This window comes from Marinobacterium stanieri, from assembly GCF_900155945.1.
Classification (GTDB): domain Bacteria; phylum Pseudomonadota; class Gammaproteobacteria; order Pseudomonadales; family Balneatricaceae; genus Marinobacterium; species Marinobacterium stanieri.
The window spans coordinates 160420-172729 of sequence record NZ_FTMN01000009.1; the positions used below are offsets into that span (position 1 = coordinate 160420).

The 12310-nt window shown below is 57.6% G+C and carries 12 protein-coding genes; 4 read left to right on the forward strand and 8 right to left on the reverse strand.

Annotated elements, in window-relative coordinates; genetic code table 11:
• Positions 1–63: 63 nt before the first annotated feature.
• From BW956_RS18125 to trxA, 4 genes are all read right to left on the reverse strand, one after another.
• On the reverse strand, positions 64–822 hold the full coding sequence (locus tag BW956_RS18125; protein WP_076464991.1) for an NAD(P)H-flavin reductase: 759 nt from the start codon (positions 820–822) through the stop codon (positions 64–66).
• 46 nt (positions 823–868) lie between these two features.
• Entirely contained in the window at positions 869–2344 is a 1476-nt protein-coding gene (gene ubiD, locus BW956_RS18130) for a 4-hydroxy-3-polyprenylbenzoate decarboxylase (RefSeq protein WP_076464994.1), read from the reverse strand.
• 153 nt (positions 2345–2497) lie between these two features.
• A complete protein-coding gene (gene rho, locus BW956_RS18135) occupies positions 2498–3757 on the reverse strand; it encodes a transcription termination factor Rho (protein ID WP_010321554.1) in 1260 nt (419 codons plus the stop codon).
• Between the two features lie 212 nt (positions 3758–3969).
• Positions 3970–4296 carry a thioredoxin TrxA gene (trxA, locus tag BW956_RS18140; protein WP_010321553.1) on the reverse strand — a complete coding sequence of 109 codons (327 nt, stop codon included), beginning with the start codon at positions 4294–4296 and terminating at the stop codon, positions 3970–3972.
• 195 nt (positions 4297–4491) lie between these two features.
• Between trxA and ppx the strand changes: the two genes are divergently transcribed.
• Both ppx and BW956_RS18150 read left to right on the forward strand, forming a co-directional pair.
• Positions 4492–6012: an exopolyphosphatase gene (ppx, locus tag BW956_RS18145; protein WP_076464997.1), complete on the forward strand. Its 1521-nt coding sequence runs from the start codon at positions 4492–4494 to the stop codon at positions 6010–6012.
• Complete coding sequence (locus BW956_RS18150) at positions 6012–6974, forward strand: hypothetical protein (RefSeq protein ID WP_076465000.1); 963 nt, start codon at positions 6012–6014, stop codon at positions 6972–6974. The genes ppx and BW956_RS18150 overlap by 1 nt, the downstream gene beginning before the upstream one ends.
• 97 nt (positions 6975–7071) lie before the next feature.
• Here BW956_RS18150 and BW956_RS18155 read toward each other — a convergent pair whose 3' ends face one another.
• The 4 genes from BW956_RS18155 to yrfG form a co-directional block, all read right to left on the reverse strand.
• Positions 7072–8619 carry a phosphoenolpyruvate carboxykinase gene (locus BW956_RS18155; RefSeq protein ID WP_010321550.1) on the reverse strand — a complete coding sequence of 516 codons (1548 nt, stop codon included), beginning with the start codon at positions 8617–8619 and terminating at the stop codon, positions 7072–7074.
• Between the two features lie 192 nt (positions 8620–8811).
• Positions 8812–9687 carry an Hsp33 family molecular chaperone HslO gene (gene hslO / locus BW956_RS18160; protein WP_076465003.1) on the reverse strand — a complete coding sequence of 292 codons (876 nt, stop codon included), beginning with the start codon at positions 9685–9687 and terminating at the stop codon, positions 8812–8814.
• A gap of 141 nt (positions 9688–9828) precedes the next feature.
• Positions 9829–10242 carry a ribosome-associated heat shock protein Hsp15 gene (gene hslR / locus BW956_RS18165; RefSeq protein WP_010321548.1) on the reverse strand — a complete coding sequence of 138 codons (414 nt, stop codon included), beginning with the start codon at positions 10240–10242 and terminating at the stop codon, positions 9829–9831.
• On the reverse strand, positions 10239–10895 hold the full coding sequence (gene yrfG / locus BW956_RS18170; RefSeq protein ID WP_076465005.1) for a GMP/IMP nucleotidase: 657 nt from the start codon (positions 10893–10895) through the stop codon (positions 10239–10241). The genes hslR and yrfG overlap by 4 nt, the downstream gene beginning before the upstream one ends.
• Before the next feature lie 48 nt (positions 10896–10943).
• Between yrfG and nudE the strand changes: the two genes are divergently transcribed.
• Complete coding sequence (gene nudE, locus BW956_RS18175; RefSeq protein WP_076465008.1) at positions 10944–11492, forward strand: ADP compounds hydrolase NudE; 549 nt, start codon at positions 10944–10946, stop codon at positions 11490–11492.
• Between the two features lie 199 nt (positions 11493–11691).
• On the forward strand, positions 11692–12276 hold the full coding sequence (locus BW956_RS18180) for a Fe-Mn family superoxide dismutase (RefSeq protein ID WP_010321545.1): 585 nt from the start codon (positions 11692–11694) through the stop codon (positions 12274–12276).
• The last annotated feature ends 34 nt before the right edge of the window (positions 12277–12310 follow it).

The following is a 12310-nucleotide window of genomic DNA, read 5'->3' on the forward strand; positions in this document are numbered from 1 at the left end:
CAAAGCAAAACGGGCAGCCTGGGCTGCCCGTTTTTGTATCCCTTGAGTCTGACGTCAGTCAGCTCAGGCTTTCTTGTCCGGACGCGGCGCCCAGGCGAACACGTCCGAATGAATCTGAGCTTCGCTCACACCCTTCTCTTCGAGTCGATCCACCAGCGCATGCACCATACCCGGTGAACCACAGGCGTAAACCGCCAGGTGTTCATCAACGCTCTCCAGCTGATCCGCCAGCACGTTAGGCATCAGACCGGTCAGGCCTTCCCAGCCCGGGCTGTTTTCCGGTTCACTCACCACCGGTACGAAGCGCACATTGGCATGCTCGGAAACCCACTGCTGCGGCAGCTTCTCCAGGTACATGTCCGCTTCCACTCGCGCGCCCCAGTAGATATCGATGGGGTTGGAGACCTGGTTCGCCAGCAGGTGCTCAACCATGCTCTTGATCTGGGCAAAGCCGGTGCTGGCAGCAGCGAAGACAAAGCGGGTCTCCGGTTTCAGCTCGGCCTCAACCAGATGCACCTTGCCCTTGGGCAGCTCCACATCCACCTGCGACTGGCTGCGCAGGTGGTTCAGGATCATGGCATTGAATTCACTGCCCGGCACTTCGCGGATGTGCAGCTCCAGATCACGGCCCTGATCCGGTGCCGAAGCGATGGAAAAAGACGCCTTCTTGCCTTCCGGCAGGCACAGATCCAGATACTGGCCGGCATGGAAATGCACGTTCTGCCTGTCACTGGCCTCCAGGCGCAGGCGCACCCGGTACACATCGTGGTTAAGGGCCTCAAAGCCGGTAATGTCGCAATGTTTCTGTTCTACGGGAAACACGTTATCACTCCCTGGTCGAGCAGAATCGCAGCTCGAGTAGTTGGGTTTAACAAATATTCAGTTCGTCCCAGATCTCGTCGACCCGCGTTTTAACATCCGGGTCCATCTGGATGGGCTCGCCCCATTCGCGATCAGTCTCGCCCTGCCACTTGTTGGTGGCATCCATCCCCATTTTGGACCCCAAACCGGAGACCGGGGAGGCAAAATCGAGATAGTCGATCGGCGTATTGTCGATCATCACCGTATCCCGCTTGGGATCCATACGCGTGGTAATCGCCCATATAACATCCTGCCAATCGCGTGCGTTTACATCGTCATCACAGACTATGACAAACTTGGTGTACATGAATTGGCGCAGGAAAGACCAGACACCCAGCATCACGCGTTTGGCATGACCGGGGTACTGCTTCTTCATCGTCACCACCGCCATGCGGTAGGAACAGCCCTCTGGCGGCAGGTAGAAATCCACGATCTCGGGGAACTGCTTCTGCAGAATCGGCACGAACACTTCGTTCAGCGCGACGCCCAGCACTGCCGGTTCATCAGGCGGACGGCCGGTGTAGGTACTGTGATAGATGGCATCCTTGCGCCGCGTGATGCGCTCCACGGTAAACACCGGGAAACGATCCACCTCGTTGTAATAGCCGGTGTGATCGCCAAAAGGCCCCTCGTCCGCCATCTCGTCGGGGTCGATATAGCCTTCCAGAATAATCTCGGCACTGGCTGGCACCTGAAGGTCGTTGCCCAGACATTTGACCACTTCCGTTTTGCCACCACGCAGGAGGCCGGCAAAGGCATACTCGGACAGAGTATCCGGCACCGGCGTCACCGCTCCGAGGATCGTGGCCGGGTCTGCACCCAGCGCCACCGACACCGGGAATTTTTCGCCCGGATGCGCCGCTTTCCACTCACGGAAATCCAGTGCTCCGCCACGGTGAGCCAGCCAGCGCATGATCAGCTTGTTGCGGCCGATCAGCTGCTGGCGGTAGATACCCAGATTCTGCCGCGACTTTTCCGGACCACGGGTGATCACCAGTGGCCAGGTGACCAGCGGACCGGCATCCCCGGGCCAGCAGGTCTGAATCGGAATGTGGTTCAGATCGACGTCGTCACCTTCGATCACCACTTCCTGACAGGGGGCCTTGCGTACCTGCTTGGGCCCCATATTGAGCACCTGCTTGTACAGCGGCAGCTTGTCCCAGGCATCTTTCATGCCCTTGGGCGGCTCAGGTTCTTTCAGCTGGGCCAGCAGTTTACCGACATCACGCAGTGCCTTGACCGACTCTTCGCCCATGCCCAGCGCTACACGCTCGGGCGTGCCGAACAGGTTGCCCAGCACCGGCATGTCATATCCCTTGGGGTTCTCGAACAGCAGCGCCGGACCACCGGCCCTGAGGGTGCGATCACAGATTTCGGTCATTTCCAGCACCGGGTCTACCGGCATGCTGATCCGCTTCAGTTCGCCACGTGCTTCCAGCATCTGGATAAAATCACGCAGGTCCTTGTACTTGGGTGTCGACATGAGAAGGTTCGTTCCAGCCAGGCCGCCCTGAGGGCAAGAGGGTTTGAAGTTCGTTGCCGGCAGACCTGAAGCCAGCCGACAGATACAAAAAAGGGTAAGTGTGAGCTTACCCTTTTTCTACCCGGTTCGGATCACCGCAGGGGTGACACCGGATTACTTGCGCTTCATCGACAGGAAGAACTCGTCGTTGGTCTTGAAGTCCTTCAGCTTGTCGATGACAAACTCGGTCGCTGCCGTGTCTTCCATCGGATCCAGCAGCTTGCGCAGAATCCACATGCGCTGCAGCTCCTCTTCCGAGGTCAGCAGATCTTCACGACGCGTGCCGGAACGGCGGATGTTGATCGCCGGGAATACGCGCTTCTCGGCCACCTTGCGGTCCAGGTGCACTTCGGAGTTACCGGTACCCTTGAACTCCTCAAAGATCACTTCGTCCATCTTGGAGCCGGTGTCGACCAGCGCCGTAGCGATGATGGTCAGGCTGCCGCCCTCTTCGATGTTACGTGCCGCACCGAAGAAACGCTTGGGGCGTTCCAGTGCGTGCGCGTCCACACCACCGGTCAGTACCTTGCCGGACGACGGGATCACGGTGTTGTAGGCACGGGCCAGACGGGTGATGGAGTCGAGCAGGATCACCACATCCTTCTTGTGCTCGGTAAGACGCTTGGCCTTTTCCAACACCATTTCCGCAACCTGCACGTGACGTGACGGCGGCTCATCGAAGGTCGACGCAACCACTTCGCCGCGCACGGTGCGCTGCATTTCGGTTACTTCCTCGGGACGCTCATCAATCAGCAGCACGATCAGGTAACACTCGGGGTTGTTACGGGTGATGCTGTTGGCGATGTTCTGCAGCATCAGCGTCTTACCCGCTTTCGGCGGCGACACGATCAGTGCGCGCTGGCCTTTACCCATCGGGCAGACCAGATCGATCACACGAGCGGTCAAATCCTCGGTACTGCCGTTACCGATCTCCATGCGCAGACGTTCCTGCGCAAACAGCGGTGTCAGGTTCTCGAACAGGATTTTGCTCTTCGCGTTTTCCGGACGGTCATAGTTGATCTCATTGACCTTCAGCAGCGCGAAGTAACGCTCGCCATCCTTCGGCGGACGAATCTTACCGGCAATGGTGTCACCGGTACGCAGATTGAAGCGACGGATCTGACTGGGCGATACATAGATGTCGTCAGGGCCGGCCAGGTAGGAAGAATCGGCAGAGCGCAGAAAGCCGAAGCCATCCTGCAAAATTTCCAGTACGCCGTTGCCGTAGATGTCCTCACCGCTTTTGGCATGTCGCTTCAAGATCGCGAAGATGACATCCTGCTTGCGGGAGCGGGCCATGTTGTCGAGGCCCATTTCGGTCGCGATTTCCAGGAGTTCCGGAACGCTTTTAAGTTTCAGTTCGGTAAGATTCATAGTTTTCAGGAAGCAGCCACAGCTGGCTGGTTACGGATGGTAACCGGACGGTTAGTCGGAAGAATGTAATAAAGGTTCAGGTACTGCAATTGGAGCCCTGGCAATGGCACGCCGGGCCGATAAGTAAAGCTACTATAAAAGGTAACCTGGGGGCTGTCCAGCGCCACAACGAAAAACGCAGCCCTGAGGCTGCGTTTTAACGGTATAGACGCTTAGAGGTTCGCGTCGATGAAGGCGGCCAGCTGAGATTTGGACAGCGCGCCTACTTTGGTCGCTTCAACGTTACCACCCTTGAACAGCATCAGCGTGGGGATACCACGGATACCGAATTTGGGCGGAGTTTCGTTGTTCTCGTCAATGTTCAGCTTGCAGACCTTGAGCTTGCCATCGTATTCCTTGGCAATCTCTTCCAGCACCGGGGCGATCATCTTGCAGGGTCCGCACCACTCGGCCCAGTAGTCTACCAGTACGGCGCCATCAGCCTTGAGCACGTCATCCTCGAAAGAGGCATCAGTTACATTGACGATATTTTCACTCATGAATAGATTCTCCAGTGCACCAGGTGCGTTAGAAACAGTGGTCGATGATAACACCTGCTACGAATGACTGCCAAATTCGGTCCTTTTTTGCTCATTCAAGAGAGCCTTGTCATGAAAAAAGGTAGCGCCGGACCTGCTATTACCGGTATTTTTTAGGGTCATATTGCGTTTGCCCGAGATTGAGGATACCGCTTGATGCATGCTCAGGATCCATCCGTCGTTCCCGCTGCCGAAGCGCCACTGCTGGCCGCCATCGACCTGGGATCGAACAGTTTTCACATCATTGTCTCACGCCTGTTCGCCGGCGAACTGACGACGCTGGATGTGCTTTCGGACAAGGTACAACTGGCCGCCGGGTTGGATGAGGAAGATAACCTGACCGAAGCCGCAATCGAGCGCGGTATCGACTGCCTCAGCCGTTTCGCCCAGCGGGTACAGGCCCTGCCGCGCCAATCGATTCGTGTCGTCGGCACCAATGCACTGCGCCAGGCGCAGAATCGGGATCAGTTTATCGAACGTGCCGAAGCACTTCTGGGTACCCGGGTGGAAGTGATCGCCGGTCGCGAAGAAGCCCGCTTGATCTATCTTGGCGTGGCACACACACAAGCGGATGACACCGGGCGCCGCCTGGTCATCGATATCGGTGGCGGCAGTACCGAATTCATTATCGGCGAACGCTTCGAGCCCCGTGTCTGCGAAAGCCTGCATATGGGCTGTGTCAGCTACACCGACCAGTTTTTTGCCGATGGCCAGATTACCGCCAGCGCCATGCACAAGGCCCGCACCGCCGCCATGCAGGAACTGCTGTCCATCCGCCGTGACTACCGCCGCCTGGGCTGGAACAGCAGCGTGGGTGCTTCGGGCACCGTCAAGGCAGCGCGTCAGGCCTGCCTGTCGCTGGGCTTCAGCACCGAATTCATTACGCGCGACGCGCTGAAGAAACTCTGTGATTACCTGATTCAGCAGGGTCACAGCGACAAGCTGGATATAGAAGGCATCAAACCGGAGCGACGCGCCGTTTTACCGGCAGGCGTGGCCATCCTCAGCGCCATTTTCGAGTCGCTGGACGTGGAAGCCATGAGCTTCTCCGACGGCGCTCTGCGTGAAGGCGTCCTCTATGACATGGCGGGTCGGCTGCGTCACGAAGATGTGCGTGAGCGCACCATCAACGCGCTGGCCAAACGCTATCACGTGGACCGCAAACAGGCGTCTCGGGTCGAAGCGACCGCCTTGATCGCACTGGCACAGGTCAAGGATGCCTGGCAGCTCAAAAGCAGCGATTATCAGGAGATGCTGAGCTGGGCAGCGCGAAGTCACGAAATCGGCCTGGCCGTTGCGCACAGCCAATTCCACAAGCACAGTGCCTACCTGCTGCAACACTCCGACCTGCCCGGCTTTACCCAGCAGGAACAACAGCTGCTGGCTTTCCTGGTGCGCGGCCACCGCCGCAAGTTCGCCAAAGAAGAGTACCGCCAGCTGGCTGCCGGCCTGCGCGAGCCCTATCGCTACCTGTGCCTGCTGCTGCGTCTTTCCGTGATCATGCACCGCAGCCGCAGCACAGCGCGCCTGCCCGCCTTTGAACTGAATGTGGATGGCAGCAAAATCGAACTGAGCTTCCCCGACGGCTGGCTCGATCACCACCCGCTGACGCGGGCCGACCTGGAGCAGGAAGCCACCTACCTGCGCAATATCGACTTCAAACTGAAACTCAGCTGATGCCCAGCGCACTGATACGCAGCTGTCGCGAAATTCTCGCGGACAGCTGGAAGGTCATTGTCACCCTGTTTCGCATCATGGTCCCCGCCATCCTGGTGGTCAAAGTCCTGACAGAACTGGGCGCGGCCCAGATACTGGGTCAGGTGTTTGCACCCGTGATGGGCTGGATGGGCCTGCCTCCTGAAGCCGGCCTGATCTGGGCCAGTGCCATGTTGACCAACATCTACACCGGCGTGGTGATCTTTTTTTCCACTGCCGGCACCGATGGCTGGACGCTGGCCCAGGTCACCATTCTCGGTACCCTGCTGTTGAGTGCCCATAACCTGCCGGTGGAGCTGCGAGTGGCCCAGAAAGCCGGCTGCCGACTGTGGCCCCAGCTGCTGATGCGTGTTGGCGGCGGCCTTTTGTTCGGCATCATTCTGCACCACAGTTACCAGCTCAGTGGCAGCCTTCAGATGGTGGAGCCGGTCCCCTGGACGCTCAGCACTGAGAAGGATGACTGGCTCAGCTGGAGCCTGTCCCAGCTTGAAATGCTGGCCTGGACCGCATTGGTGATCGTATTACTGCTCACCTCCCTGCGCATACTGCGCCTGATCGGCGTAGAGCGCCTGCTGGAGTGGCTGCTGCGTCCATTGCTGAAGCTGATCGGCATCGCGCCCTCGGCCCTGTCGATCACTCTGATCGGCATGACGCTGGGGCTGGCCTATGGTGGCGGGCTGTTGATTCGGGAAGCGGAACGGGGCGATATAGAACCGGCTGACATCTTCTGTTCCATCAGTCTGCTGGGCCTGTGTCACAGTCTGATTGAGGATACCCTGCTGGTCATGCTGATCGGCGCCGACCTGAGCGGTATTCTCTGGGCCCGTATTGTCTTTGCCCTGGTGATCATCGGGCTGCTCAGCCGTCTGATGCGCCGCATGTCTAGCCAGCGCTGGCTGGTACGTTCTGTCGCTCAACCCTGAGCCGCCGGGCTGAATTTCTTCTCGGCTTTCACCAGAGCCACAAACAAAAACGCCCTGCATCAGCAGGGCGTTTTCAGATCAGGAGCCAAGGCCGAAATCAGACTTTCGGGCCGGCCGCCAGGATCTCTTCAGATACACCGTCGAACTTGGTGAAGTTGGTGACGAACTGCTTCGCCAGATCAGCCGCAGCTGCATCGTAGGCAGCCTTGTCAGCCCAGGTTTCACGCGGGTTCAGCAGTTTGCCGTCAACGCCCGGTACTTCAGTCGGTACCGCCAGGTTGATGCCATCCAGCTGTTCAGTGTTGCAATCTTTCAGCGCACCGCTCTGGATGGCGCTGATAATGGCACGTGTAGTCGGAATGCTGAAACGCTCGCCGGTACCGTAAGAACCACCGGTCCAGCCAGTGTTAACCAGGTAGACACGAGAGCCGTACTCTTCGATACGCTTCATCAGCAGTTCGGCATAAACGTGTGCCGGACGCGGGAAGAAAGGTGCGCCGAAGCAAGTGGAGAAAGTGGACTTGATGCCACCACCGGAACCCATTTCGGTAGAACCAACCAGCGCGGTGTAACCGGACAGGAAGTGGTATGCAGCCGCTTCCTTGCTCAGCACGGATACCGGCGGCAGTACGCCGGTCAGGTCGCAGGTCAGGAAGACGATGGAATCCGGCTCGTCACCCATGTTGGTGGCAGAGCGCTTCTCAACGTGATCCAGCGGGTAGGCACAACGACCGTTCTCGGTCAGAGAGGTATCGTTGTAGTCCGCCTTGCGCTTGTCATCCAGAGTAACGTTCTCGACGATAGCGCCGAAACGGATCGCATCCCAGATGATCGGCTCATTCTTCTTGCTCAGGTTGATGGTCTTGGCATAGCAACCACCTTCCAGGTTGAAGACAACGCCCTTGCCCCAGCCATGCTCGTCGTCACCGATCAGGTAACGCTCAGGGTCAGCAGACAGGGTGGTCTTGCCGGTACCGGACAGACCGAAGAACAAAGTGGTGGAACCGTCTTCGCCAATGTTGGCGGAGCAGTGCATCGGCAGCACGTCTTTTTCCGGCAGCAGGAAGTTCTGCACGGAGAACATTGCCTTCTTCATTTCACCGGCGTAACGCATGCCGGCGATCAGTACCTTGCGCTTGGCAAAGTTGAGGATGACGCAGCCATCGGAGTTGGTGCCATCACGCTCAGGCTCACACTGGAAGCCGGCAGCGTTGATGATCTGCCACTCTTCCTTACCCTTGGGGTTGTACTCATGCGGACGGATAAACAGGTTCTGACCAAAGAGGTTCTGCCACGCTGTCTCGGTGGTCATGCTCACCGCGAGGTAGTGGTTATGATCGGAACCCACGTGTACGTTGGATACGTAATGTTCCTTGTCCGCCAGATATTCTTCTACACGCGCCCAGAGGGCATCAAACTTGTCGGCATCGAACGGACGGTTGATGTTGCCCCACTCGATGGCGTCAGCCGTGCTCGGCTCTTCCACGATGAAGCGGTCCATCGGCGAGCGGCCAGTGCGCTGCCCGGTGGTGACAACCAGTGCTCCGGTGTCGGCCAGGACACCTTCGTTACGCGAGATCGCATTCTCAACCAGCTCGGCCGGGGTCAGATTCACGTGTACGCTATTGACGGTTTCTTTGGTCATTACTGGATTCCCTTGGCTGTTCGCCAAACTATTACCTGAAAGCAAAAAGGCACCTGCGTTCGGGTTAACGCAGTTCGGGTCAATTTTGGGGGCATATTATTGCACAAAACGGGCCGTAATGGGACCGTTCGGCCCCACCGCATTCAAAATAGGAATTATTCGCAAGCTGCAACTATCTAAGCTGCTGATTCCTCAATGCATACGACCTTCCTGGTCCAAATATCCGGGCTCGCTGAACAGGGCACGAATATCAGTTTCATCAAAATGATACTGCTGATTACAGAACTGGCAGCCCACATCAATCAGGCCATTCTGTTCTTCCAGAATATCCAGCAATTCGTCTTCGGTCATGAACTTCAGCGCCTCGGCACTGCGCTCACGGGAACAGTCACATTGGAACACCAATGGCTGAGGTTCATACAGACGGCAGGTTTCCTCGTGGAACAGGCGGAACAGCAGGGCTTCGTTATCCAGGTTCAGCAACTCGTCATCGCTGAGAGTGGATGCCAGCATGCTGACACGGGACCAGTCTTCGTCACCGGTTTCCTCTGCCGGCAACACCTGCAGCATCAGACCAGCAGCACGGTTGCCATCCGCGGTCAGCTGGATAGATGTACCCAACTGCTCGGACTGTTCAAAATAGGCCTGCAGACAGCCCGCCAGGGTAGCTTCTTCCAGCGGCACCACGCCCTGGTAACGCTGTCCCTGTTCTGGCTCTATGGTCAGGGCAATGCGCCCTTTTTTCAGCAGCTCGTTAAATGCCAGCGATTCATCCACCTCGCCTTCATAACGCGCGATGGCACGCAGGTGCTGGTGGTGATTACACTCGGCCATCAGCAGCGATACATTACCTTCACCCTGCGCCTGCAATAACAGACGGCCTTCGAACTTGAGCGTGATGCTGAGCAGGCTGACTGCAGCCAGCATTTCCCCCAGCAGCCGCTGCAGGACCGGCGGATAATCATGACGGGCCAGCACTTCCTGGTAGCTGGCGTCCAGGCCGGCGACTACGCCGCGGACGTCGATCTGTTCAAAAAGGATGCGCTGAATCTGGTCGGGGTTGCTCATGCAGGTTTCCACAGGTGTTGAGCCTGGCCGGATTGCCAGGGTTTTACTGAAAAGGGTATTGCTTAAAATCTATACGCCTATTTTATCTGAACAGAGCTTTGTCTGAACAGGGCTCGATCACCCTGCCCTGACAGCAACCGGTTAATCCCAGCTGCCCTTGATGCGCAAGAGTTCACGACGACTCTTCTTGTTGGGTCGATGATCAGGTGCACTGCCCTGAGTCTTGCGCGCCATGGCACGTTCTTCACGGGCGCGCTGACTGTCTTCGGTTTCACGATACAGCAGCTGGGCTTCACTGGCGCCCTTGCGTTGATCAGACAGCGCCAGCACTTCGACGGTCTTTTCCTCAAAACCCTGGCGCACACGGATCAAGGCGCCCAGTTCTACAGCCTTGCTGCACTTGGTACGCTGCCCGTCATAGTGCACCTTGCCACCTTCAATCATCTGTTTCGCCAGTGCGCGGGTCTTGTAGAAACGCGCCGCCCAGAGCCACTTGTCCAGACGCACACTTTTACTGTCCTGTTCTTTCTGTGCCTGCTTGTGTCCATGGCTCATAGGGCTGCAATGACCTCACTGAAATCGTTGGTGGCCGGATATTCATCAATCTGGCGTTCGGGCTGGGTAGAGTCCGGCTGGGTGATCGACAACAGATGCGCAATCCCGTAGCGCCGCGCCGAGGCCAATACCGCCAGGCTGTCATCCACCAGCAGCGTGCGGGCCGGATCAAAGGGCTCCACTTCCTGCAGCGCCTGCCAGAACGCCTGTTCTTCCTTGGGGTAGCCAAAGTCATGGGAACAAACCACCAGATCCACATGGGTATCAATGGCTGTGACCTCCACCTTGAGCGCCAGACTGTCACGGTGGGCATTGGTGGCGATGAGGGTACGGCGACCACTGGCTCTCAAGGCATGCAAAAATGCCTTGGCGCCCGGACGAAAACCGATGCGATCCATGATTTCACGCTTCAGGAGGGCGATGGGCAGGTTGAGCTGCTCGGTCCAGAAGTCCAGGCAGTACCAGCTCAAGGCGCCTTGCTCCTGGCGCAGACGCTCGTGAAGCCAGGCCCGTGCCGGCTCCAGCTCAAGGCCATGGTGCTGGGCATAACGCTCGGGCAACAGCTCCAGCCAGAAGTGGGAATCGAAGTGAAGATCAAGCAGTGTACCGTCCATATCCAGCAGGACCGTATCTATGGCTTGCCAATCAAGCATATTCAGTGAACACTCTGAGGGCTAACAACAGTTTCCGGATATATCAGTATGACCGCCAAGCCCGAAATTTTGAAGCTGTCCAAAGTCGCCAACAGCCGGCTGTTTTACATCGAAGCCATGGAGTTGCGTTTCAGCAACGGCGTTGAACGCCAGTATGAGCGTCTGCGAACAGGCCGCCAGGGCGCCGTCATGATCGTGGCCATCAACGGCCGTGACGAGGTTCTGCTGATCCGCGAATATGCGGCCGGACTGGAAGAATATGTACTGACCCTGCCCAAAGGGTTGATCGACCCGGGCGAAGACGCAGCCACCGCAGCCAATCGCGAGCTGCAGGAAGAAGCCGGCTTCGGCGCGCGCGAAGTCTCCCATGTGCGCCAACTGACCGCCGCGCCCAACTACATGGGACACCGTCTTGAAGTCATGCTGGCCCGCGACCTCTACCCCAGCAAGCTGGAGGGCGACGAACCCGAACCGCTGGAAGTCATACCCTGGCCACTCAGCAAGTTGCCGGAACTGTTCGAGCGCGAAGAGTTTTCCGAGGGCCGGGCCATCGCAGCCCTGTGCCTGGTACAACAGCGTCTGGCCAAAACAGACTGACCCTTGTTTTTTGTGTTTGCGCCCATATGAACTCTGTATCAGGTGATCTGATATACCGTTTCGATTGCACCTGATGCCCGCACAAACTGTGTCATGATAATGCCGAACATCGGTGCTATTATCGGGTCACCATGGAGGCACGCCTCCATACACAACAATCAGTTTTATGCTGAACCTGTCAGATATATAGGGGATTACTATGAGCTTCGAACTGCCGGCACTGCCGTACGCTATTGATGCACTGGAACCGCACATCTCCCAGGAAACCCTGGAATACCACCACGGCAAGCACCACAACACCTACGTTGTGAAGCTGAACGGTCTGGTACCGGGCACCGAGTTTGAAGGCAAGTCTCTGGAAGAGATCATCAAAACGGCTCCGGCTGGTGGCGTATTCAACAACGCTGCTCAGGTTTGGAACCACACCTTCTACTGGCACTGCCTGTCTCCGAACGGTGGTGGCGCAGCTACCGGCGCGATCGCTGACGCAATTGCTGCCAAGTGGGGCTCTTTCGAAGCCTTCCAGGAAGCGTTCAACGACAAGGCCGTGAACAACTTCGGTTCCAGCTGGACCTGGCTGGTGAAGAATGCCGACGGCACCCTGGACATCGTCAACACCAGCAACGCTGGCACGCCGATGACCGAAGGCCAGACTGCTCTGCTGACTGTCGACCTGTGGGAACACGCTTACTACATCGACTACCGCAACGTACGTCCGGAATACCTGAAGAACTTCTGGGCGCTGGTCAACTGGGACTTCGTCAACGAAAACTACAACGCCTGATAGCGTTGTCGTGATCTTCAAAAGGCGCCTGCGG